This is a genomic window from Vibrio sp. 05-20-BW147, from assembly GCF_013369385.1.
GTDB classification, from domain to species: domain Bacteria; phylum Pseudomonadota; class Gammaproteobacteria; order Enterobacterales; family Vibrionaceae; genus Vibrio; species Vibrio floridensis.
In genome coordinates this window covers 115,858-141,180 of record NZ_SZTO01000005.1, presented here as the reverse complement: position 1 = coordinate 141,180, position 25,323 = coordinate 115,858, and the positions used below count along the sequence as shown (strand labels likewise).

Annotated in this window: 16 protein-coding genes; 4 read left to right on the top strand and 12 right to left on the bottom strand. The window is 49.7% G+C overall.

Annotation, left to right across the window (positions count from 1 at the left end):
* The first annotated feature begins 357 nt into the window (after positions 1 to 357).
* On the top strand, positions 358 to 2,232 hold the full coding sequence (locus tag FC652_RS05910; RefSeq protein WP_255199136.1) for a hypothetical protein: 1,875 nt from the start codon (positions 358 to 360) through the stop codon (positions 2,230 to 2,232).
* A gap of 144 nt (positions 2,233 to 2,376) precedes the next feature.
* Here FC652_RS05910 and FC652_RS05905 read toward each other — a convergent pair whose 3' ends face one another.
* Together FC652_RS05905 and FC652_RS05900 are read right to left on the bottom strand one after the other, a co-directional pair.
* Entirely contained in the window at positions 2,377 to 3,618 is a 1,242-nt protein-coding gene (locus FC652_RS05905; RefSeq protein ID WP_176297872.1) for a DEAD/DEAH box helicase, read from the bottom strand.
* A 199-nt stretch (positions 3,619 to 3,817) separates the two neighbouring features.
* Positions 3,818 to 4,795 (bottom strand): arginine deiminase-related protein, encoded by a 978-nt coding sequence (locus FC652_RS05900; protein ID WP_015728428.1) that lies wholly within the window; start codon positions 4,793 to 4,795, stop codon positions 3,818 to 3,820.
* A 335-nt stretch (positions 4,796 to 5,130) separates the two neighbouring features.
* Between FC652_RS05900 and FC652_RS05895 the strand changes: the two genes are divergently transcribed.
* The gene (locus FC652_RS05895) at positions 5,131 to 6,990 is read left to right on the top strand and encodes an ABC transporter ATP-binding protein (RefSeq protein ID WP_011081988.1); all 1,860 of its coding nucleotides are present in this window, start codon (positions 5,131 to 5,133) and stop codon (positions 6,988 to 6,990) included.
* Between the two features lie 67 nt (positions 6,991 to 7,057).
* Here the strand turns inward: FC652_RS05895 and FC652_RS05890 are convergent, their stop codons facing one another.
* The 7 genes from FC652_RS05890 to FC652_RS05860 all read right to left on the bottom strand — a co-directional run bounded on the left by FC652_RS05890 (position 7,058) and on the right by FC652_RS05860 (position 17,396).
* Positions 7,058 to 9,097 (bottom strand): polysaccharide lyase 8 family protein, encoded by a 2,040-nt coding sequence (locus FC652_RS05890; RefSeq protein ID WP_255199135.1) that lies wholly within the window; start codon positions 9,095 to 9,097, stop codon positions 7,058 to 7,060.
* Positions 9,098 to 9,177: 80 nt separating this feature from the next.
* Entirely contained in the window at positions 9,178 to 11,364 is a 2,187-nt protein-coding gene (gnpA, locus tag FC652_RS05885) for a 1,3-beta-galactosyl-N-acetylhexosamine phosphorylase (protein ID WP_176297870.1), read from the bottom strand.
* A gap of 66 nt (positions 11,365 to 11,430) precedes the next feature.
* Positions 11,431 to 12,600 carry a glycoside hydrolase family 88 protein gene (locus FC652_RS05880; RefSeq protein ID WP_015728432.1) on the bottom strand — a complete coding sequence of 390 codons (1,170 nt, stop codon included), beginning with the start codon at positions 12,598 to 12,600 and terminating at the stop codon, positions 11,431 to 11,433.
* Positions 12,601 to 12,778: 178 nt separating this feature from the next.
* Positions 12,779 to 13,540: a 2-dehydro-3-deoxy-D-gluconate 5-dehydrogenase KduD gene (kduD, locus tag FC652_RS05875; protein WP_015728433.1), complete on the bottom strand. Its 762-nt coding sequence runs from the start codon at positions 13,538 to 13,540 to the stop codon at positions 12,779 to 12,781.
* A gap of 133 nt (positions 13,541 to 13,673) precedes the next feature.
* On the bottom strand, positions 13,674 to 14,735 hold the full coding sequence (locus FC652_RS05870) for a UDP-glucose--hexose-1-phosphate uridylyltransferase (protein WP_108678595.1): 1,062 nt from the start codon (positions 14,733 to 14,735) through the stop codon (positions 13,674 to 13,676).
* Positions 14,736 to 14,751: 16 nt separating this feature from the next.
* Positions 14,752 to 15,768: a UDP-glucose 4-epimerase GalE gene (gene galE / locus FC652_RS05865; protein ID WP_108678594.1), complete on the bottom strand. Its 1,017-nt coding sequence runs from the start codon at positions 15,766 to 15,768 to the stop codon at positions 14,752 to 14,754.
* Positions 15,765 to 17,396, bottom strand: a complete 1,632-nt coding sequence (locus FC652_RS05860) for a SulP family inorganic anion transporter (protein ID WP_176297869.1) — start codon at positions 17,394 to 17,396, stop codon at positions 15,765 to 15,767. Before FC652_RS05860 ends, galE begins: the two co-directional genes overlap by 4 nt.
* 1,105 nt (positions 17,397 to 18,501) lie before the next feature.
* Between FC652_RS05860 and FC652_RS05855 the strand changes: the two genes are divergently transcribed.
* Positions 18,502 to 19,941 carry an OprD family outer membrane porin gene (locus FC652_RS05855; RefSeq protein ID WP_176297868.1) on the top strand — a complete coding sequence of 480 codons (1,440 nt, stop codon included), beginning with the start codon at positions 18,502 to 18,504 and terminating at the stop codon, positions 19,939 to 19,941.
* A 168-nt stretch (positions 19,942 to 20,109) separates the two neighbouring features.
* Positions 20,110 to 20,307 (top strand): HPP family protein, encoded by a 198-nt coding sequence (locus FC652_RS05850; protein ID WP_176297867.1) that lies wholly within the window; start codon positions 20,110 to 20,112, stop codon positions 20,305 to 20,307.
* A gap of 108 nt (positions 20,308 to 20,415) precedes the next feature.
* On the opposite strand, the gene FC652_RS05845 is transcribed toward FC652_RS05850, so the two are convergent.
* From FC652_RS05845 to FC652_RS05835, 3 genes are all read right to left on the bottom strand, one after another.
* On the bottom strand, positions 20,416 to 22,365 hold the full coding sequence (locus tag FC652_RS05845) for a methyl-accepting chemotaxis protein (RefSeq protein WP_176297866.1): 1,950 nt from the start codon (positions 22,363 to 22,365) through the stop codon (positions 20,416 to 20,418).
* A gap of 91 nt (positions 22,366 to 22,456) precedes the next feature.
* Entirely contained in the window at positions 22,457 to 24,160 is a 1,704-nt protein-coding gene (locus FC652_RS05840; RefSeq protein WP_176297865.1) for an ABC transporter ATP-binding protein, read from the bottom strand.
* A gap of 2 nt (positions 24,161 to 24,162) precedes the next feature.
* Positions 24,163 to 25,323, bottom strand: a complete 1,161-nt coding sequence (locus tag FC652_RS05835) for an ABC transporter permease (RefSeq protein ID WP_176297864.1) — start codon at positions 25,321 to 25,323, stop codon at positions 24,163 to 24,165.

The window sequence follows — 25,323 nt, the reverse complement described above, 5'->3', positions numbered from 1 at the left end:
ATAGTTGTGATTTGCCAAACCGGTGGGAAGAAGATCAAGATTTGTGATGTTTGAGCCTCCAACGACAAAACAATCAAAAACAATGGCAGGCATCTCTTTAGCCCCCAAGTAAAACGCACTCCCTCACTAGCACTGGTTAAACTTTCGCCTATACATCAGTAGGTTAACTTCCTGAACATTGCGACGTGACTCGCAAAATACATACGAAAAACTTCGCGTTGCGAAATCTGGGCAATGAAATTTGATCGCTGATAGGTTTGTTAATAAAAGTTTTGTTATCGTCCAGTTCCATTGAAGGAAACAATGAATAGCGTTCGCCCATCAAAGCGAGCGTGATAGAAAAAGAGATTTATATTGATGAAATTAACGATGAGCCCTCAACGTTCGATATTGGCTATAGCGGTTGCTTTGACATTGGCAGCGTGCAGCAGCGAAGACAAAGACGCTACGATTATTGATAAAACTCATACTCAATCATCACTGACCGCCCGAGCTGCCGATGGCTACCTTATTGGCGCAAATGCGTGTTTGGACCTCAATGCCAATAAAACCTGTGATAGTGATGAACCTTCCACCATCACAGGGGATAATGGCGAGTTCACCTTAAACAATTTGACCCCTGAGCAAATTGCCACTGGCAGTGTGTTGATTGAAGTCATTGCAGGTCAAACTAAAGATGCTGACTACGGTGACGCGCCTCTCACCAAGAGCTACCGCCTCACTGCACCTCCTGGTTCTCACTTTGTCAGCCCATTAACCACGCTGGTGCAAAACGAAATTGAAAATGGCCTGACGCTTGAAAAAGCAAAAGCCGCTGTGCAAGCCAAGCTAGGAACGAAGCTGGATTTGGCCGCCGACTATGTGGAAGGTAAAAGCCCACAAGCAGCAAATACTGCGAATCAGCAAGAGTTCGCAAGACTGCATCGCATCGCCCAAGTGACTGCCACCATCATGGCTGAAAACACCGATAAGTTAGAAGAAGCCGCCTCTGGGGCCGGCATTAGTGTCGAGAAACTGACGTCATTGATTGCAGAGGAAGTGCTCAAAACGATCTCGAATGTTGTCACGAGCGTAGACAATGCTGGTGAAAATTTTGACCCAATCAAAATAGGACAAGACATTGATACCCAGCACATCGGCATCAATGGTGCAAACCTAAAAGACAAGGTGAGCATCAACGAAGCAGCAAAAAGTGCGGCTGAAACGAACCTCGCAGAGTTGATGTTGACAGAAAGCTTGCATTGGTTTGCTGGAGAGAAAAGCGATGACACAACCAGCCTTAGCTTTGGTTTAGTTAAGCTGGACAAAAATAATCAAGTGGTTGATCAAGAATATGAACTTGATAACACGACCCATACCTTCATCCCAGTCACCGACATGACAAACACCGAGCAATTGATTCTCGACAAAGACGGATGGGAAGCGGAGAGCGACGCGATTGTTAAGATTGTCCTTAATGAGGATGGCTCAATTATTCTTCAAACCAATAACACAGTGAAGGATGCAAAAGTCTCGGCCAAAAAAATGGACCTCAGCGGCTTGAACGTGAGCACAGTGCTTAAGAAAAGTGCCGATGATGACGTTTGGGCAAGTGTGACACCACAAGATTTGAACTTCCCTGCTAACACTTATGCTTACATAGTGTCATCTGAGAACTTAGAAGGCGGATTCTATAGCTTCAACAGAGGCAGTTGGTGTAAAGACGATGGCAGCGATCGTTATTCCACATTGAAACAGATGTGTAATGGCATCAGTGCGATCAAGAACCAACAAGATACGTGGATTACTTCTTTGGCGGATACGGTCGCAACCAATGCAAACAGTCGTCAAGGTACACAAGACTCTGTCGATCTGATCCCCATGGCGGGTCTGAATGACGGTCTGGTATTTGCACAACTATTGGCCAATGGAACCGTGATCTATTACTCACGAAGCGATGACTGGCATGACAGCTTTACTCAATACGCTGATAAGGGGGCATGGCGTGACATCACTCAGCATGGCGAGACACTGCGTGAAGTCAGTGTGCCCGATTCGATTGCCGAAGAAACCACTTGGAGCAACTTCAACCAAGATGATAACAAGCTGTACTTGGCAGAGGTCGAAGGTTTTGTTCGAGTGACCCACTTTGTTGAGCAAGACGACGACGCTGAAACCGACTATCTGTTCGATGCCACAGCCGCTCAGCTGATTATCGACAACGCCGAGAAGCCAACGCCGCCATCGCTTTAAGTCCCTCAGCAAGTCTGACGCAGTCTTGATGGCGCAGTGAGACGGGTTCGTTTTAGTGGCCATCTTTTTTGCGATACCCAAAAAGTAAAACCACCATGCCGGTGGTTTTACTTATTTTGCCATTGTGTTAAGTCACGGCATCCGTTACTTCGGGGTGTGAGCAGTTGGCCGCTTCACCTTACTTTGAAACTGCTTAACGCTCTTTTTATTTTGCGTGCGGCGATTGGCTTTTTTGTCGCGTGGCGCGCGTTTGCTCTCGCCTGTCGACGGTTTGTCTGTGACTGGGAACCCTTCCAGATCTTGCACTGGTAACTCACGTTGAGTGAGGTGACGAATCGCGCTGAGTGCGTCCATTTCGCCGTGGCAAACCAATGACAACGCCACGCCTTGCTCACCTGCTCGGGCGGTACGCCCTACTCGGTGAACATAAGTTTCCGCATGCATCGGCAGTTCAAAGTTGATCACCACGGGCAGTTGTTCAATGTGAATGCCGCGCGCCAGTAGATCGGTGGCAATCAGCACCTGTGTTTGCCCGGACTTAAACTGCGCCAATGCTTCTTCTCGCTCTGCTTGGCTCTTGTCACCGTGCAGCGCATTGGTTGAGATGCCCGCTTTATTCAGCTTCTTCGCCAAACCATCGGCGTTCTCTTTCGCGCCAATAAAGACTAACGCCTGAGTCCACGCGTTTTTTTGAATCAGTTCAATCAATGCCTTGGTTTTACTGCCTTTGTTGACGAGGTACAGCGTTTCAGCAATATCTTGGTTGGTGCTGTTTTCTTGATGCGCTGCCACCTGCTTTGGTGCCTGCATAAGCAGCTTCGCTTTACCCTTCAACTCATCAGAAAAGGTTGCCGAGAACATTGCGGTTTGACGCTGGTTTGAAATCAGCCCTGCAATATTTTGCACGTCAGGCCAAAAGCCCATATCCAACAGACGATCCGCCTCATCCAACACCAGATAATGGACATTGCTTAAGTCTAAACCGTTGTTTGCCAGATCAACCAAACGGCCGGTTGTCGCCACAAGAATGTGAGGGTTTGTCGCTAGTGCTTGCAGTTGCTGCTCTTTATCAACCCCACCGCACAAACACACCGCATTGAGACCAAGAGCTTGACCAACTTGGTTGATCGCCTCGCTCACTTGCGTTGCCAGCTCGCGCGTTGGTACCAGAATCAGCGCTTTTTGCTCTGGATTGACACCTAGCTTTTCCAACAAAGGCAAACCATAAGCAAGAGTTTTGCCGCTGCCCGTATTTGCCAAAGCCAATAGATCTTGACCAGCCAACAGTTCAGGAATGGCCAACACTTGAATATCGGTCGGCTTCTTGAAGTCTTTTGGCAGGGCGTGAATCAGCTCAGAACTCAAAGAGAGAGTAGAAAATGGCATTAGCTTAACCTTGTGCTTTTGGTTGAAGAGGCAGTAAAAACAGTCACACTGCGCTAAAAAACGCAGGCGCGGACTTTACCACAATCTAGAGGACGAACCATCCCATTTCACAGTGTAGGGAAGAGAATAAGAATCTCAAATACACCAATAAAAAGCGCAGAGCAAAGGCTCTGCGCGATGAAACGATGTCGTTTGGTGTTTACAACACCGCTTTGCGTTTGGGTAAAAAGACTTCCCCAAGCATGCAGCGTACTGAACCGCCGCCTATGTCTTCAATGGTCGTCACGTCAAACGGCAGCAGCTTACCGTGCGTTGCCAGTTGATTGCGCTGCGCTTCTGAAAACGCATCATAAGCCGATTGCGACATCGCGATCACTTTGCTGCCATTGACCGTTTCCAGTTGCAGGATGTTGCCGCAAAAACGGTTCATCTGCTCAATAGAAATGGAGATCACCTGCTTGTCTTTGGCCAGTGATTTCAATACGAAACGGCGCTCAAATTCCGGGATCACTTCATCGCAAATCACACAAAATTGCTCACCAATCGCCATCATTACGTTGGTGTGGTAAATCGGTTTTCCCGATGGCAACAGGGTTTGGAAGGAGATCACACGCTCGTAACCGATGCGTTTGGCGTACTCTTCCAATACGAGGCGATCACAACGCTGCGACAATGCGGCATAAATGGTGCGATTCAGATGGTCAATCACCATCACGCCAGTGCTTTCCAAGAAAGCCTCTTCCGTCACGTAATCAGTCAAAGAATCTTGGCGATGCACTTCGCGGCCAGCAGCCGTCAGTGCTTCAATCAGAGCTTGTGGGCGCACTTCTTCGCGGCGGTTTTCACACGCCATCGGGAAGGTATAAAAGCCCCCTTCCGCCGTGGTGCTAAACCAGTTGTTGGGGAATACCGCATCGGGGGTCGCAATGTCCGATTCAGGGTAGTCAAACTCCACCACTTGCACCCCTTCCTGACGAAGTTTGCTCACCATTGCGCGGAATTCGGCCAGTGTTTTGCTTCTCACCTCTTCCTGAGAGAGAGCGATCTGATTCTGAAATTCGTTGTCACGCGCGGTTTCTTCATTAAAGCGAAACTCTTTTGGCGGCACCATTACCACACAGTCTGCATTTTGGGTCGCATCAAGCTGAGGTCGTATTGTCTCATTCGGTAACAGCATCTGTTCATTCCTTATCACTAGATAAGGCAGATTGTAAATTTATTGTTAACTCTGTTTTTACTGAATTTCAGCTTTCCCGACACGGGGAAAAGTAATAATTACCGCATAAAAGGCATTTGTCAGTAATTTTTATGGTCACCATTGCTATATATTGCAACTTCACTGCACACTTCATCGCGATAAGGTTGAGAAATCCCTTAGGATATGCCGCAAAGTGATAACCAACTGGTTACATTTAGCCCATCAATCCGTTAGACTACTTTTCGCCCTTCCACCACTTCTTTTTTTACCCGCACCTTCTGGCAGTGTGGGCGTCGTTATTTTTAGGAAGCGTTATGTTTAAACGATTTGAAAGTTTTACCAATCCGTTTCCGGCCGGAACGCCGGAACAACCACCCGAAGGGTTACTGGCTTTTTGCCGCCACTACACTCGTGGGTTTGAAAAACCGCTGATTTTGATGTCATTGCTGTCTACCATCGTCGCGATTGTCGAGGTGTCGTTGTTTGGTGCCATGGGACAACTTGTCGACTGGCTGAGCAACAGCGATCCACAAACGTTCCTTGAGCAAAACCAAAGTGAGCTGATTTATTACGGCGTGATACTTTTAGTGGTGATGCCAACCCTGATCGTTGGATACTCACTGCTGGTGCATCAAAGTCTGCTGGGCAACTACCCGATGTCGATCCGCTGGTTGGCGCACCGCTATTTGCTTAATCAAAGCTTGAACTTCTATCAAGATGATTTTGCTGGACGTGTCGCCACCAAAGTGATGCAAACCTCGTTGGCGGTGCGTGAATCGGTGATGAAAACCATGGACGTGTTTGTTTACGTGTCCGTCTATTTCACCAGCATCATTGTGATGCTCGCGGCGGCCGACTGGCGTTTGATGGTGCCGATGGTGATTTGGCTGCTGATCTACATCGGCATTCAAGTTTACTTTGTCCCTAAGCTCAAAGATGTCGCTTCAGCGCAAGCAGACGCCCGCTCTACCATGACTGGTCGCATTGTCGACAGCTACACCAATATCCAAACGGTGAAACTGTTTTCGCACAGCAAACGCGAGACCGAGTATGCCGAAAGCGGCATGCGCGAGTTCTTAGACACGGTTCATCGTCAAATGCGCTTGGTGACGGGCTTCAATATCGCGGTGCAGGTGACCAACTATGTGCTGGTGTTTTCGATTGGTGCGCTCTCCATCCACCTTTGGTTAGGCGGTGCGATCAGCATTGGCGCGATTGCCATTGCCGTGAGTTTAGCGTTGCGTATCAACGGGATGTCGATGTGGATCATGTGGGAAGTGGGTTCACTATTTGAAAACATGGGCACGGTGGTTGATGGCATGAAAACGCTGTCCAAACCGATTGATATTCAAGACAAACCACAGGCCACTGAGCTCGTAGTGAAACAAGGCGGCATTGAGTTTGACGACGTGAGTTTCCACTACGGTGAAAACAAAGGCGTGATTAACCATCTCAATTTGCACATCAAACCGGGTGAGAAAATTGGCCTAGTGGGGCGCTCTGGCGCGGGCAAATCAACGCTGGTTAACCTGCTGCTGCGTTTCCACGATGTGGAGAGCGGCAAGATCAAGATCGACGGCCAAACCATCTCTGAGGTGACGCAAGATTCGCTGCGTGCGCAAATTGGTATGGTGACGCAAGACACCTCACTGCTGCACCGCTCGATTCGCGAGAACATTCTTTATGGTAATCCGGATGCCAGTGAAGAAGAGCTGTTGCGCGCCACCAAGCAAGCGCACGCGCATGAGTTTATCGAGACCCTCACCGACCCGTTTGGCAACGTCGGCTACGATGCGCAAGTGGGTGAGCGCGGGGTGAAACTCTCGGGAGGTCAACGTCAGCGCATCGCGATTTCTCGCGTGCTACTCAAAGACGCGCCACTCTTGGTGCTGGATGAAGCGACCTCAGCCCTCGACTCGGAAGTGGAAGCGGCCATCCAAGAAAGCTTGAACGAGCTGATGCAAGGCAAAACCGTGATTGCCATTGCTCACCGCTTGTCGACCATTGCACAGATGGATCGCCTGATCGTGCTGGATAAAGGCAATATTGTTGAGCAAGGCACGCACCAAGAGCTGCTGCAAAACAACGGTATTTATGCGCAGTTGTGGGCACACCAAACCGGCGGTTTTCTTGCCGACGACTGCCCAGAAATGGAAGAGAGCCAAATCGCTTAATCGCCGTTAAATACCATCAAATCAACGCCCTGTTTATCACAGGGCGTTTTTTTGTCTGGTTTTCGGTTCAGCTATCGCGTGCCATACTCGGTTCCGCTTCGATATCCACCAGCACGCTTTCGCCCAACTTATCAGGCAGCGCCGAGGTTTCGATGGTCACTGCGAACGTTTGACCGCCTTGATGCAAGGTGATCTGCACCTTGTCGGCTCTGCCCGGCGTCGACAGAGCCAAACGAAAGCCAACCGATGTGCGCTCACAAAGTAGCAAACAGGGTTTGTCCACTTCCAACGCAAAAGCGGGTTGATGAGCGAAGCTCGCCAGCTCTAGGCGGCCGGCTTGGCGAAACACACAGCCGACTTCATGACGAAACTGAACCACTTGCAACTGAGGCAAATTATGCAGCACTTGCGCTTCGGGTTGAGCGGCATACTGTTGGGTTTTCGCCAGTGTCGCTCCCGGTAACAGTGTGTAGTGATAGCCGGCGTCATGCGGCCGTACGCCATGTTCAATCCACAGGCTAAACACCTTGCCAGCAACTTTTTCATCACTCAAATGCGCATTAATTTTTTGCCAACTGCCCTGTTGTTCATCGCAACGCAAATACGCCTTACCCTCGCCCAGCAGATAACCGACATTGGCATGATGAAGCCAACCTTGAACGGCAACACCATCACACCGCTCCACCCCATTCTCATTCTGGTGAAAAACAGGCGTTTGCGCATGGCATTGATTGATAGCGGTAACGATGGGGCTTTGATGTTCAGAACGAATGCCTGCCCCCAGCGCCACAATGGCATCACCACAGAAAAACCACGATTTCAAACCCTGAGTTTGCTGGACATCCAACTCAAAGCTGGCTATCCCCCATCGACCATTGCTGACGCCGCCAGTCCACTCGGTGTTTTGCTCGATGCGCCCCCATTCGTGCGCGGGCATGGCCACGCTGGGTGAGGTAACCCCAGGGATTTTTGCCCAATCCCAGTAAGGATAAATATCGTGGTATTCGTCGCCCGTCACGCTGATGTTCATGCTGCCAAAACCGAGCCAGAAACCGAGTAAGTTCTCTTGATTGCCCGTTTCAATCGGCTTGGTGCGGCGCGAATTGGTTTTCACCGTCACCGAAAAGCGATGGTTCACCATGGCAGAATAGTCTGAGCGCCAAAAGTGTTTAAACCCCGCAAAGGGATACGCACGGCCATCAAGGTGCGCGAGGTAACTTTCGAGTGGCAAGCGATGTTGAGGAAACAGCGCCATCAGCATGGTCACTTGCACTTTCAAAGACGCGCGACTGTGCGGTTTCTCCAAATCGGGCTTGGCGATGGCTCGGCCACACACGTTGTAATCCCAGCGACCGGTACGCGTCATCCACATCGAACCTTGTAAGAAATAGCTGAGCAGTAAACGTTGCTGATCACTTGAAAAGCGAAAGCAGGTGTCAGCCGCCGCATACACCCACGGCAAAGCGACATTTAGGAAAGATTCACCATAACCGCCGTTTTGTAATTGCGGCCCATGCTGTTGGTAAGAAAAATCGGCTTGAATGCCCTCCTCTTGCGTCAACACGATAGTGTCAGCGATATCGGCCATGGCTTGGGCAAAGCGAGTTTGATTGTTTTCAAGCAATGCACGATACGCCACCCCATTCGCCAGATCGGCTTTGTTCGCCCCCGTCATGCTCGCTTGGGCGGGCAGATCATCCATCAATTTTTGCTGCAATGCTGGCGAGAGCGCATCGCTGAGCAGCAAAGCGATGGGCCCCAGTAGTCGCTGTTTGCCAATTTGATTCCACCACCAGTTCCAGTGGGTTGGATTGTGTCGATACCAGTGCGCCAACGCTTGTTCAATCGTTTCCAAAATCGAGGCACAAGGTCGTTGGTAGTGTTGGCAAGCGAGCAGCAATACGCGCTGCAAATAGGCAAAAATACGCTCTCCGTCTTGCTCAGCGTCTGCAAGCGGCGCATCGAGCCAGCCTGTTTGGCGAGAAAATGCGTTTTGGTATTGAGCGATGGTTTGATGCCAATCGTGCTCGTGCAGCATGCCCCTTTGTAGCTCGACGATGGATTGTGACAGTTTGCTGCGGATCTGCATCAAATGTTGCGAGTGCATGATGCGAATCATCTCCTTGGTGAGTCTATCGGAATGAAAAGAAGGTGCTTTGACAGCACCTTCTACCTTCTTTGTTTGGTTTAGTTATCGAACCAACGCCATTCATAGGGTTTCAGCGTTATCGATTGTGGCTCACCATCGGTGTTCAATACCGTCACCTTCTGAGTCTCATCGGTAAAGTTCACCGCTGTCGCTTTGTTGGTTTGCGGGTAGAACGCTACGTCAACATAAGGGTTATTGGACAGCCAGGCATGTGCCGTTTCTTCCTGCTGCGTTAGCCACAACAAAATGTGTTGCAACAGGCGGGCATTTTCCATGCTAAATGGCAGATTCCCTAAGTACACCGCGCGGCCGGAGCCATAGCCACGCGCCGTCAACGCCAAATGTTGCCCTTGCGCAGCCAGAACGGTGAGGTCTTGCGCTTGCGGGTACACATAACTTGGGTTACCAAAGTCTTCATCACCCTGAATAAATTGGCTGAGGTAGTGATGTTTTTCGATCTGCAACGGCATCGCCACGCGCCCCATGGTCAAAGAGGTCTCTTTCTCTAACCCGAACACATCCCCCAACTGGAAATAGCGGCCATTTTTTTGCCACGCCGAAGGGTCGGACACGCCAAGTAGACCGCCGCCTTCTGCGACAAACCGACGCAGTTTCACGATGACATTATGATCATCCCAACACTCGCCACCACTCCAAGCCGAGTTGGCATCGCCGGTGTTAATGATCACTTTGATGTCCGGATCGATGCCCTTCTCAGCGATGTCATCGAAGCTGATGAACTCCACCTCAAATGGCAGACCAGACAAACACTCCAGCAAGTTATTGCCGACCAGCTCCATCACATCAGGGCGTGGTGGCACGTAAAAACGCTGGTCTCGTGCTTGGTTTTGCAGCCAACTGCGCGCCGTTCCCCAAGCACTCAACACCGCCACTTTGCCCGGCAATTTTTGCGATTCACTGCGCTGCGTATTGTCGAGATACTCACCGAACTGACGAGAAATATCCGTCACATGGTCGATAAAGTGCGGGAACTGGTTTGCAAGTGACAAATAGCCGCCATAGCCAATGCGATCCAACGGTTTTTGCAACATCGCGCGACGAATCTTGGTCCAGTTCGACATCGATTCCACCACAGGATCGTTGCCCTCGCGGAACACATCAGGGAAGAAATAGGGATAAAAACGTGCTTCACGAATTTGATCACCACCGGAATCGGTTAAACGGCGCAGCGCCACACCATCTTCCACCGCACCAACATTAATATCGATGCCAATCTTCTGATAACTCTCAAGAAATGGCTCAGTGCCAATCCAGTGATCGCCTTGGAACATCGCGGTTTTCTTGCCCGCTTGGTGCGCCATGCTGACCAACTCGGCGGCAAATTCGACCACGAAGTCTTGCACGAAAGTCATCCAATCGCGGTACTGCTGAGAAGGCACTTTATAGGTACCGTTGTAGTAACCCGCATCAACAAAGTCTTCCGGAGAAAGCTTGTAGCCAAAGCGTTGTTCAAAATCTTCTAAAGCGCGTGGGCTAACCGTTTCGCCATAGCCGGTCCAATCGCGATAGATGTCTTGATTCTTCTCACCGGTATCGATCACGAATAGGAAAGCGAAGGTGGTAAAACGCACCACGGTGGTGTTTGGGTGCGTCTCCAACCAATGGGCAAAGTGCTGCAATAGATGCGCGCGACATTCTGGGTGGTACGGGTCAAGGCTCTTGATGCGCGGCCCTTTCCAATCGTTGGTCAGCGCGTTGTACATCGACACGCTGTCCCACACTTGGCGCGCCATGAAAGTGATGGTGTATTCGTGATACGGGATCGCATCTTCAATATCAACACGCTGATATTGTGCGTCAAAGGTCCACTTATCCGTCGAGATCACTTTGTTCAAAGTGCGATTTCGCACTTCCCACCACTGTTTTGGATCGCTGTCATCGTCCAGTTCATACTTGTCTTTGCTGTAACCATCGAGTGGAAAAATCGCCACGCGATCACTCATCGCGGTGACAGGGAATGACATCAAGTATTTACGGTGTAGGTATTCTGGATGTTGATTGGCATACGCTTGATCCGCACGCACCAAACACATCACAGAATAGATATCGCTGTCTTGCTCGGCCAATGAATCTGGCATGGTTGTACCATCGCTATCGCGCAGTGCATCGGCTTGCCAGCGCTGATATAAATCCAGCACGACGTCTTCCTGTCCTTCTTCAACAGGCAGGGTCATATGACCTTTACGAGAGGCAAATTGGGTCATGATAGGCTCCAAAAAGTTGGGATAGACGGGGGAAAGGGCTCCCCCGAATGAGTTATTGAGTTCGGTTTACCAGAAGAAGCTCTGGTAGCCGTTAGCGCGCATTAGGGCTTCTAGATAGTAGTAATCGCCGTAGGGCAACATGTTGTCGCACAAACCCACTTTGACAAACGACGCGCCGTGCGCCAAAAGCCCAAGGGCTTGCTCATCGGCGGTTAAATCGCAGCTCTGCATTAAGCCTTGCAGTAGATACAAGCCCCAATCGCGGTATTGTTTGGCCTCTTCGGCATCGTCAATGCACTGCGCAATCAGCAGCAAGCCCGCCGCGGTAATCGCACCGGCTGAGCTGTCTTTGTACTGGATCTCATCCGCGGGCAACGAGTAATCCCATACGGGAACACCATCATCGGTGATCTGCTCTACCGCATAGCGCGCGAGCTTTTTCGCCAGAGTCAAAAACTGTTCATCTTTGGTGTAAAGATAGGTTTGTGCAAAGCCGTGAATCGCCCAAGATTGGCCGCGCGCCCAGCACGAATCATCCGCAAAACCTTGGAAGGTCTCGCCTTTGATTGGCTGCTGAGTCACAGGGTGGAAGTTAAACGAGTGATAGGTGGAGAAATCCTCACGCACAATGTGTTTCGCCAAGGTTTCGCTGTGGCGCGTGGCCGCTTGTGCATAAACCGGAGAACCGGTCACTTGCGATGCCCAGAACAACAAAGCGGTATTTTGCAGCGAGTCGATGATCGATTTGCCTTGCGTAATTTCAGGACCGAGCGGATGGGTATCATTCCACGCCACAATGTAACCACCAATTTTTCTAAAGCGATGAATCAGATGATCGGCCGCGCGAATCGCCATCATTTTCGACTCTTCATCACCAGTCAGCTTGTAGTCCGCCACGCAGCTCAAACTGTATTGGAAACCCAGATCGTGATCCAACCAAAACGGGTCTAGCAGCATGTCTGCAAAGTAACGTTTACGCAGCTTGGCGCTGTTTTTGAACGATTGCTCAGCCGTCATTTGATAGCACAGCCACAACTCGCCTGTCCAAAATGAAGAAACCCAATCGAACTGGCCACAGTACTCCCACTGATTGTCCGCCGTACCGATCTTGGGGTTGCGTTCCCCGATCTTAGGAATGTTTCGTTTAATCGCTGCCACCACCGTGGATAAATGGTTGACTACTTTTTCTTCGTCTAGCGCCCTTGGCAATGGACGCAGCGTGATCGCTTCACTCATACCGAAATCTCTCAAAACCTTTGTCGTGCAAAGTGGGTGTTATGCTCAATGATATATCTATAGTTTACAGTGATAGTTTTATATAAACGCATAGATTGCTCACATTTTTCAAAACACCTTTTCAATTTAAATTTTAATTTCAAAAAAAAGCTGACTGGCAGCTTTCTCTTGCAACCCATTAACGAGCTAACCAACCACCATCAACAGCGATGGTGTAACCATTTACGTAGTCAGAAGCGGACGATGCCAAGAACACGACAGGGCCAGCAAGATCACTGGGTAATCCCCAACGCTGCGCCGGAATGCGTTCTAAAATCGCTTGATTGCGTTCAGCATCAGCCCTGAGAGCCGCCGTGTTATTGGTGGCCATATAGCCTGGAGCAATGGCGTTGACATTAATCCCCTGTGATGCCCACTCGTTAGCCAGCAAACGAGTGATGCCCATCACGGCACTTTTCGACGCGGTATACGAGGGAACACGAATGCCGCCTTGAAACGAGAGCATCGAAGCGATGTTGATGATCTTGCCGCCAGACTGCTGCGCTTGAAACTGGCGAGCCGCCGCTTGAGCTAAGAAGAACACGCTCTTGGCATTGAGGTTCATTACGTCATCCCAATCTTGCTCACTGAAGTTGATCGCATCTTCACGACGGATAATGCCCGCGTTGTTGACCAGAATATCGATGCGTCCTGCTTGGGTAACCGCACGATCAACAACGGATGCAATCACAGAGGCATCACTGAGATCCGCCACAATCGAGTAAAAACGGCGGCCTGTGGCTTCTATCAATGCGGGGGTTTCATCCGGCCCAGCGTAGTTCACACCAACAATGTCACAACCCGCTTGCGCCAGCGCGACTGCCATGCCTTGACCAAGACCTGTATTGCACCCTGTGACAAGCGCCACCTTACCGTCTAAATTGAACGCCTCTAAAATCATTATTCCTTTCCTTTTTATTCCGCTCCCTTCAAAAAGAAGAAAACCTCTTCAAATAAATCAAAACCACTTTTCAACCCATTCTCAGGCGAAAATTTTTTGCGCGTTGCGCGGCAAATAATCTGCCCGCGAAAAATTAACTTTGCTTGTCGTGACCTTGCTTGTAGTGAATGTCGGCTGCATTGCGCAGGCGCTCCGCCGCTTGCTCTGGAGTGAGATCGCGTTGGCTTTCCGCCAACATCTCGTATCCCACCATGAATTTGCGCACCGTTGCGCTACGCAGTAGAGGGGGGAGAAAACTCGCGTGCACTTGCCAATAGGCTTCCGGCTCCCCGGCCACAAAGGGTGCGCCGTGCCAGCCCATGGAATAAGGGAAAGAGCACTGGAAAAGGTTGTCATATTTAATGGTGAGCCGTTTGATGACTTTCGCAAGATCCGCTTTTAACTCATCGCTCAGCTCGGTCAACCGGCTCAGTTTCACTTTCGGTAACAGCAGCGTTTCAAATGGCCATGCCGCCCAATACGGTACTAATGCTACCCAAAACTCACTCTCTACTACGATGCGCTCACCGCTTGCTAACTCACGCTCAACGTAGTCGAGTAATAACGGAGAGCGATGCTGTTCAAAATAACGCTGCTGATGATGATCTTTTTTCTCCACAATGGTGGGAATAAAGCTGTTTGCCCAGATCTGCCCATGCGGATGGGGCTGAGAGCAGCCCATGCTTTCGCCTTTGTTCTCAAACACCTGAACCCAAGGGTAACGCTGGCCAAGCTCTTCCGTTTGCGTCATCCATGTGGTGATGACTTGCTCAATTTCTTCCAGGGCCAGTTCTGGCAAGGTGCGGCTGTGATCCGGTGAGAAACAGATCACTCGGCTCTCCCCTTTGGCGCTGTGCAGTTGGAACAGCGGATCGTCACTCACCGGAGAATCCGGCGTGTGCTCGGTCAGCGCCGCAAAATCGTTTTTAAAGACAAAGGTGCCTCTATAATCCGGGTTGACATCACCGCTAATGCGCGTGTTGGTCGGGCACAAAAAACAGGTTTTCTCATAGCTGGGCAATGACTCAACATTGAGGGTTTCTTGTTGACCTTGCCAAGGTCTTTTCGCTCGGTGTGGTGACACCAGCACCCATTCCCCCATTAGTGGGTTATAACGACGATGTGGATGCTCGGCGACATCAAATGCGTGAGACATATTGTTTCCTTTCAAACTAAGATTGGTAACCGTTTGGATTGCGCTGCTGCCAGTGCCAACTGTGCTCAACCATATCCGTTAAATCGTGCTGTGCTTTCCAGCCCAGTTCCTGCGCGGCCTTGTCGGCTTGGGCAAAACATTGGGCAATATCACCGGCTCTGCGTGGCTCAATGCGCACTGGCAGTTCGCGCCCCAACACTCGGTTCATCGCGGCCACCATCTGCAACACACTCACCCCATTTCCAGTGCCTAAATTGTAAGTGTGCAGACCGCGGACATTCCCCCGCTTTTCCAGTGCCGCCACGTGCCCTTCCACCAGATCTTGCACATGAATGTAGTCGCGCACGCCGGTGCCATCCGCTGTTGGGTAATCGTCGCCAAAAATCGACAATCTCTCACGGCGACCAATCGCCACTTGAGTAATGAAGGGCATCAGATTGTTCGGTATGCCGCTCGGGTCTTCGCCAATCAAGCCGCTGGGGTGCGCACCGATAGGGTTAAAATAGCGCAGTAAGGTAATGCTCCAGTCGGGGTTGGCGGCGGAAAAATCGCTTAAGCAGCGTTCCACCATATGTTTGCTGGTGCCGTAAGGATTGGTGGTGGCACCCGTTGGGGCCGCCTCCGTAATGGGCACGGTTTTGGGGTCGCCATAAACGGTGGCCGATGAGCTGAAAATCAACCGATGAACATGCGCCACACGCATCGCGGCAAGCAAGTTCAACGTCCCGGTCAGGTTGTTGTCGTAATACTCCAGCGGTTTTTCGACCGACTCCCCGACCGCTTTTAAGCCAGCAAAATGCATCACGGCGCCAATCTCGTGTTGATCAAAAATAGCATCCAGCACCAGTCGGTCACGAATGTCGCCCTGATACACCACCAACGGTTGACCAATCAACGTTTCGATTCGTGCCACCACATTGGGGTGGCTGTTGCTGAAGTTATCCAGCACGATCGGCTGATGCCCCGCGCGGACCAAAGCGACACAAGCGTGACTGCCAATGTAGCCACAGCCCCCCGTCACAAGTACTTTCATAATGACCTCTTACAAATTTGATTTAACAGCGGCGTCAATCGTTCGGAAAAATGTTCTTCTCGAACCGATGATGCCCCCTTTAGCAGGGACGCTTTGGCGTTGGCTTTAAAGCGACAAAAATAGACAGTTCGACCGCTGGTAGAAACATAGTCTTCAAGCATTTGCACCCCAAGGTGATCAATAAAGTTGATGCCTCGGCCGAGAATAATCAGATGCTTAGCACTGACGTTCTGCATCTCTTGATGAAGATATTGCACGCAGCCAAAAAATATCGAGCCATTAATACGGATTACCGCAATGTCGTCCTGCTGTTCAAGGTTCAGCTCATCATGACTCAGCCGTTCAATCGCTGGGCGCGAGGTTTTACGTAGATAAAAAAACAGCGAAGCGCCAACGCCGACATAGATGGAGAGTTCAAGATGAAGAAACAGCGCCGCCAAACAGGTGGCAATCAATACCACCGCTTCCTTTTTGTCGTGTTTGACGATGGTGGTAATGTGGTGAACATCGACTAAATACCAGGCAACCACCAAGAGTAAGCCGCCCATCCCCGCGATGGGAATGTAGGCTGCATAAGGGGCAAACAGCAGCATGATCACCAACAATAAAAGCGCAGCAAATACCGCCGCTAATGGTGTTTTCGCGCCACTGCTGTAGTTAACGCCACTACGCGTAAACGAACCGGAAGAGACGTAACAAGAGAAAAACGATCCCACAATATTGGAGAGACCTTGACCAACAAACTCTTGGTTGCTGTCCAGTGGTTGACGTGATTTGAGCGCGACTGAGCGGCTGATTGAAATCGCTTCGACTAAACCGAGCATCGCCACCGCGACAATCCCTCCTAGCATGGGTTCAACATGGCTCAATCCAGCAAATGGCGAGGAGAGGCTGAGAGAACGGCTGCTCACCTCGCTCACCATCAAAACTGGGTATCCTGCGTGATTCATCCACAAGGCAAAAGCCATTGAGGCTAGTGTCGCTAGTAGCATATGGGGGAGCTTCGGCCAGATTCGTTTGCACATTACGCACACCACGATGGTGACCATACCGACTGACAGCTCTTTGGCATCAAAGTGAACAACATTACTCCCCAGCAGCAGCAAGTTTTCAATCGCGGTTTCGCCAGAACTGTACTGCAAACCCAGTACGTGTTTTAACTGGCTCACGCCAATCACAATCGCCGCCCCAGCGGTAAAACCCAGCACCACCGAATGGGACACAAAATTCACCACTGCGCCAAAACGCAGCAAACCAAACAGCAATTGAATAACGCCTGCGCATAGGGTCAAGGTGAAACAGAGCTGGATATAAAGCGGTGTGCTCGGCTCTGCGAACTGGCTAACCGTGGTAAAAACAATCACCGAAAGTGCCGCCGTTGGGCCAGAAATAAGATGATGGGAAGAACCAAACAATGAGGCCAAAATCGCCGGAATGATGGCGGTGTACAAGCCAAACTCAGCAGGCAATCCTGCAATCATCGCATAAGCAATGCCTTGCGGCAGAACAATAATCGCCCCAGTCAGGCCAGCCCAAAAATCGGCTTGCAACGATTGAGCGTTGACCTTTGGTAACCACTTTAAAAAGGGAAAAAGCAGCGATAGTTGGCGGTGTTTCACAGCGCGCATCACTATTCCTCTAACAACTGTCGATTTCAAAAAGGAAGATGAAAGCGCGCACTGGTGGGGTAACGCGCTTGCCAACGGTTAAGCAGCGGCCTCTGCTACCATTGGTTGGTCCTCACAAAACACCGTCATTGCGTTGCTTAGCAGGTAGCAGAGGCATGCTTAAAAGTGGTTAATTTTCACGTCAAAACCGCTGTCATGGCGCTTTCCACCACGACGTTGGCTTACTTTGTTCACATACCCCAACACGTTGAAGTAGCCGCTATTCAATCGAAAAGGCACACATAAACAGCGTGAATGCCAGAACTATAAACAACCAAGCCAAACCAATCAATAGAAACGAAACATCTTTTCATTTTTAATGATTAATTGATTTGAATTATGTGATTTTGATTATAAAACATCATTTCAAAATGGATTAAATGGGTAAGTGAATGCTAGCATCGGTCAAAATTTGAGAGATTACTGCACAGATTAATTGAAGCCAGAGCAGAAGCATTCATCAATAAAATAAAAGATACAATCACACTATTCATTAAAAGGTATTGCATATCGATTATTTAGACGTGACAGTAGAAACATAAAAGAGCAATCACTCTATTCAAAATTTGCAAATAAAATCGTCGACAACTCCACGCGAATTTTCATTGATATTGGCCCTATGAAAGTAGTTATTAGTGAAAATTGGATATAGCTGACAGTTTTCCTAGATATTGTTTGCAATCTTTAAGAGCCCCTTATGGGGCTCTTATTCTTTCTCTTTTCCACACCCTCAACAAAACCAACAAACAAAATAAAAATCAAAAACTTAACAAAAATCCAAATTCATCAAAAAATCACTTCCAACAGATAACCCTACCTACAGATGAATCACTGTATTTAAACGAACCGCACAACAAAGTCGTCTTATCTCCCTATTTATCCTTGCTCAATTTTTTAATTTAAGACAGAAAAAACCATAAGAAACAGAGAGCATAAACGGAAATCACAATAATCTTTTATTTTTGATGAACATCCGGTTTTTAAAACACAAAACGATGTTTCAGTTTAAATAATCACAAATATCAATAATATTCACATCGCAAATAGAATTCTCCTATACACAAAAATGGAATATATGGATATGCAACATAGAATCAATCTATCTCTGATCTCTACCGCTGTACTGGCCGCCCTAACTTCCGGTACTGTTTTCGCCAATGATGTCGACCCAAACGATGTTCGTAACCAGAGTGTCGCGGCGGTTGACCTAGCCGCTGAAGCCAAACAGGCGTTTTACGACGGTTCGACCTCTCGTCTACACTCATTTCTATACATTCGTGACCGCGAACAGAAAAACATGACCACGGGTGAATGGTCGCCACAAATTGAAAACCAAACTCTACAACTGGCGTGGGACTACAAATCAGGCTACTTCAAAGACACCATCGGTCTGGATATCTGGGCGAACACCAACTTGCAAATTGGCAACACCACGGGCATGTCGGAAATCCTTTACCGCGATCACGAATGTGCTAATAACCCAGCTTACAATGGCCAAGCATGTGACAAATCTTATGCCGCTGTTTCTGTTGCCGCACTGAAAGCGAAGTTTGGTAACGACGATGTTGGCCTTGCTCTGCGTGGTGGTTACACCCAAATCAACATTGGTACCATCCGCTCTAGCTGGGGCCTAAACCCACACGCTTATCGCGGCCTAGAAGCCAAAGCACATTTTGGTAACTTGGTTGTCGGCTACGCAATTGCAGATCAGTTTAAAAACGATTGGCGCAAAGAGTTTTTGCCGTTGACCACCAAAGGGCATCAAAACCAAGTGAAAGGTGCTGACACCACCAACACAGCGATAGACCACATCCAAACGCTGGGTGCGATCTATAAGTTCGATCAAGGCCAAATTGACGTCGGTTACGGTGTGGGTAAAGACTTCCGCCAAAACTGGCAAGCTTTAGGGAAATACGATTTCGATCTTGGTTTGGCCAAAGTGGGCTTAAGCGCATTTTACCACGGTTCAATTCTCGAAAAGAATGAGCTAACGACGAGCTATAAACTAAACAGAGAAGAAGCGCAAAGCTACCTAGGCCTTGGCGCCAACATCAAGCACGGCGGCTTTACTTGGATTGCGGGCGTCAGCAGCACCGACACCGGTGGTCAAGAAGTAGGTTACAACTTCCGCCTCACCCCGTGGGCTAACTCGGATAACCGTAACTTCCAGCAAACCACCTCAGGCCTAGAAGACTACAGCGTAGATGGCACCAAAGCGGTTAAATTGGCACTGAACTACAACTTTGCCAGCTGGGATCTGCCAGAGCTGACCGCGGGTATCGGTGGTAACTACGGTACCAATGTTCGCTCAAGCTTAACCGAGAAAGAGTACGATGGCTCTATGCATTCTTTCGATTGGAACATCGGCTACAAGTTCATGGATGGCGCATTGGAAGGCCTAAATATTCGCACCTTCCGCAGCAAATTCCGTGGCGACGACATCGTACACAAAGCGGATCGTAACGATACAAAAGTGCTGATTTCATACAGCGTAAAACTCAAATAATTTAACCTCTCATTCCACTGTATTTTGCCCGGCTCAACGCCGGGCTTTTTTTCATCGTATCCGTTTGTGCTTCATCGTTGCAGTCGATTGAAGATGTTTATGCATTGCGCCATCACCGCGTTTGTTGGGCTATTTTTTGCTTACTAGACAGGGGGGAACCCCGTAAGCTTGGCGCTCGCGAGCGGCCTCGCCGTCTCAGCAATGCTGCTGACGAAAACTACGCACCCACGTGCGGGTGCGAATCCGTTGCTGATTATGATGACAGGGCAAAATTGGGACTTTTTACTGACTCCGGTTCTACTTGGAGCAGTGATCAGAGTCGTGATCGGCAAGGGAATGCAAAAATCCCCCAAAACCTACGCTTAGTCGACGAGAAAGTAACAACAAAGGGGCAAGATTGCGCCCCTTTGATATTTTGCTATTGTGCTATTTGAAGTAACAAGGAGATGAAGCTTAGCTTGCCGTTAAGCCTTTTCACACAACGTATTGAGCGACCAATTTTTGCTGCTGAGCAGCCATGGTTTGCAACTCGTTTCCTGCGGTGACCAAATGGCTAATTTGGTCTAAGTTGGTCTGTGAATCGCTTTGAATTTCGGCAATTTTCGCCGCGATTTGCCGCGTGAGGCTGCGCTGCTGCTTCGTTGCTGCTGAGATGGATTGCGCAGTTTGACTGCTCAGATCTAGGCACGTTTTCACACGGTTGACCGATTCAACGGCCTGTTTGGCACTGTTCATCGAATCCTGCATCTCTCGATTACAATGTTCTATCTGCACCACCGCGGTGTCTACGTCATGATGAAGCACATCGATAATATCTCGCACTTCCACCACCGAGCCAGAGGTGCGCTCGGCTAAGGTTCTCACTTCATCGGACACCACCGCAAACCCACGCCCATGCGCGCCTGCCCTCGCGGATTCAATTGCCGCGTTTAACGCCAACAAGTTGGTTTGCTGGGCGACTTCATCAATAAATTTCATCGCTAAATTTATCTGTGCGGCACTCTGCTTTAGACGATGCATGGTCTCTACCGCCAATTGCAGTTTGTGTTCTAACGCCAAATGACGCTCAATATTTTCATTGACGTTCAAAGAACCGTTATACGCTTCTTGGCTTGCTAGTGTCGCCTGACGTGCTCCGGATTCACTTTCATCATCAATATCGCCAATAAACTGCGTGAGTTGATGTGTGTGATGAACGACGCTCGCTGTTCGCTCGGCTTGCTGTTGCAACGCCTGAGTTAGGCCTGAAGTTCGCTGGCCATTCTGTTGGATGACTTGGTTTAATTTCGTCGAACTGTGGGTCAGGGTGTCAATCATCGCCAGCTGAGACTGACGCAACTGCTCTAAATGGCGGGCTAATCGGCCAAACTCAGCAGGCAATGAGTTGGGCACCGATTGGGTCAGATCACTCTCCGCCATCCGCTGAATCGTACCAATCAGTAACCGCAGGCTACGTTTGAGTGTGTTTGATACATTCACTGCCATCACGGCGCTGACGCCACCAACAATCAGCACAAAGCCGACAAGCTGCATGTGATAGCGGGATTGATCCGCTTGTGTGGCTTCAACCATGAACGCCACTTCTTCCAGTAACTGTCGATTCACGATTTCCAGTGTCTCCCCCAAATGGGCTAAGCGCATCGCTAGCTGCTGTGCTTGTTGCTGAACGAGTTGCTGATTTTTAATAACAGTGAGGTGTTCGTGTACCACACCGGATGGCTCAAATGCATCCACTAACACTTTCTCAACTCGCTCCAGGTCACTTTGGCCGTATTGACGACTGCGGGCTTTCAGTTGTTCGCTTTTGGCTCGAATCGATACCGCCAAAGCGCGATTCTTTTCTTGCAGTTTTTCAATCTCTGTCGGTTGATGACTGGTGAGTGCTCGATTGGTATTAAAGTCCAACCCATCTATTTCGCTACTCAAACTGTCCGCCAACATCGTGGTGTTCATATCATCAGAGCTGACGGCCAATGCGTAAATTTTTCGCTTCACCTTGGTCACAGTGAGTTGATTCACCTGACGTTTTTTCTCCAACTGCACTCGCAAACTGGTGCCCAATTGCGCCAGCTCAAGTAAGCCTGCTGTTTGGCTGTTCAGCTCGTCTGTATTGGCATTGAGCGATTGGACAAAACCGCTTTGCCGCAACCAGGACATCTCTTGCTCGATCTCCGCGGCAAGCCTATCCAGCTGATCACTCTGAGCCGTTGGCACTGAGAGAATACGGTTCTCCACATTACTCACGACACTGAGTGCCTCCGCTTGCGTTTGCATCTGTCGCATGGTGTTGTCAGAAATGTGATCTAATTGATGGATGAGCTGTTGGCCCTGCCAAATCGACAAGCCAGAAAGTGAAATCAAAACCAGAGTCAACAACACAACCAGCCACTGAATGCGCTGAATGATCGAGGTATTCTTCCCCATGATTTAGGTCCTTTTCGTTTTGCTTAGACAAAAAAAGCCTCCTGGGTGACAGGAGGCTGTTTGTAGGTGTCACCCCATGATTAACAAGGAGCTATGCAATCTTTTTTGCCGCTGCTTCCTCCGGTGGGAGCTCTGCAACTGGCACCGCGGCAATGAGCTGCTTGGTGTAGGCTTGCTGCGGGTTGAAAATGACCTGCTCAACGCTTCCCTGCTCAACAATATGACCATGTTGCAGCACCAACACGCGGTCACAGAAATATTTCACGGTTGCGATGTCGTGAGTGATGAGGATAAACGCCGTGCCATAGGTATTTTGGAATTCAATCAGCAGATCCAACACCTGAGAACGCAGCGACACATCGAGTGCTGCGGTCGCTTCATCGGCAATCACCACTTTAGGAATGGTGACCAAAGCGCGTGCAATCACGATACGCTGACGCTGACCGCCTGAGAAAGCATGCGGGTAGCGACTGGAGAATTCTGGCGGAAGCCCTACCCATTTCATGATGTTGCGCACTCTTTCTTCACGCTGTGTTTTGTTCATTTCCGTGCGTAGCTTAAGTAGTGGCTCTTCAATGATGTCAAACACTGTCATGCGCGGGTTCAACGACGACCATGGGTCTTGGAAAATTAAACGCAGATCGGCAAACAAAGGATCGCGTTTCTGACGCTTGTAGTTAGACAGTTCAATTTCGCGTCCAGACACTTCGTCTACGTATTGAATCGAGCCCTTACTCGCAGGTGACATGCCCAAAATCGCACGACCCAAGGTACTTTTGCCGGAACCCGATTCGCCCACGATGCCTAAAGATTCCCCAGGGTAAAGGGTTAAGCAGGCGTTATCGACCGCCGTCATAAACCGCTTTTTCTGGAACATTTTTGCCGGTTTTTCAAAAATCTTACTCACGCCATTCAAATCTAGAATCGGACGAGGCGGATTGTTGACATCCAGCGCAAACGGCACTTTCACTTTGGACGGTTTTTCCAAAGCGCGCGTTGCTTCCATTAACTTACACGTGTAGGGGTGTTGAGGGTTCTCAAAAATCTGCCGTACCTCGCCACATTCGACCAATATCCCTTTTTCCATCACCGCGACGCGATCGGAAATCTGTGCCACGACACCCAAGTCGTGGGTAATGAACAAAATCGCCATGCCAAATTGCTGTTGTAGCGCGGCAAACAGGTCGAGAATCTCCGCCTGCGTGGTCACATCCAGCGCCGTGGTTGGCTCATCGGCAATCAAGATATCTGGATTAGAGGCAATCGCCATGGCAATCACCACACGTTGACGCTGCCCCCCAGAGAGTTCAAACGAGTATTTGTTGATCAAACTTTCCGGCTCTGGCATTTGCACTTGAGTCAGCAGCTCCAACGTGCGTGAATGTGCTTGCGCTTTGGTGATGTTCGGCTCAACCAAGCAGAGCACTTCTTTAATTTGGTCGCCCACAGTATGCACTGGGCTGAGCGCCGCCATCGGTTCTTGCGATACCAAGGAGATGTTGAAGCAGCGCATGTAGCGCATCTCTTTACTGCGCGGATCCATTTGCGCGATGTCGATGATCTGCCCTTGCTCGTTATGGTAAAGGATTTCACCCGAATCAATACGCCCCGGTTTGTCCAACAGCTGCATGATGGCGGACGACGTCACCGATTTGCCAGAACCTGACTCACCAATGACCGACAATGTTTCGCCGCGATAGAGGTCAAAACTGACCCCTTTAACCGCGTGAAAATGTTCCGTACTGGTCGGGAAGCTTACGTTGAGATCTTTTACTTGAAGAATGCGTTGTTTCATTATTATTTCGCTCCCTGATCGTGGTATGGGTCACAAGCATCACGTAAACCATCGCCCACAAAGTTCATTGCCAAAATCACCACAATCACCGCCGCGGCGGGAATCAACAGCCAAGCCGCTTCTGCCAATGCGCGAATGTTTTGCGCTTCTTGCAGCAGTACGCCCCAACTCACCATCGGCGCTTGTAAACCAAGACCGAGGAAGCTCAGTGCGGTTTCACCCAGAATCATCGCTGGAATCGCCAGCGTCACCACCGCAATAATGTGGCTCAGGAAGTTCGGCACCATGTAACGGCGGATGATTTCAAACGGCGTGTTGCCATCGAGCCACGCAGCCGCGACGTACTCTTCGCTGCGCAATGACATAAAGCGGCTGCGCACCACTCGCGCCATGTCCGGCCAAGAAACCAAACCTAAAATAATGGTGATCAAGAAATACTTGGTGAGAGAACTCCATTCCGCTGGCAATGAGGCAGAAAGGGCCATCCACAAAGGCAAGGTTGGAATGGACTTCATAAACTCGATACTGCGCTGAATGAAGTTATCGATCGCCCCTCCGAAATAACCAGAGACACCGCCAATGACAATGCCGAGCACAAAGGTGGTGAATACCCCCATCAAACCGACCGAGAGAGAAATGCGCGCCCCATAAATCAGGCGAGACAACATATCGCGCCCCATTCGGTCAGAGCCGAGCACAAAAAATGGCTGCTTCGGATCATGTGGCACCACAAACTTGCGATTCATTGGGATAAAGCCCAGCAAGTAGTAACGCTCAGTCTCACCGAAAAAGGAGAAATACACTTTTTTGTTCTCATTTAGGGTGTAGTGACGTTTTAACGTGCGTGGATCGGTTTTGCTGTTATAAAACTCAAGGTGTGGCGCCCAACGCCATCCATCCTCCGTGGATTCAATCAAGCTCACCGCTTGTGGTGGCGCATAGGTGTAACGGCGCCAGTTATCACTGGGATCAAACGGAGCAAAAAACTCAGCAAAAATGGCAATAAAGTAAACCCACACGAGGAACCACATGCTGTACCACGCCAGTTTATGCTGACGCATTTTGAGTCCGATGAGCTGCCATTGGGTCGCGGTGGCTAAATCAAGCGTGGCTTTTTTGCGACCAAACAGTCGATTAAATAGATGAATTGCTTGTGTCGTCAT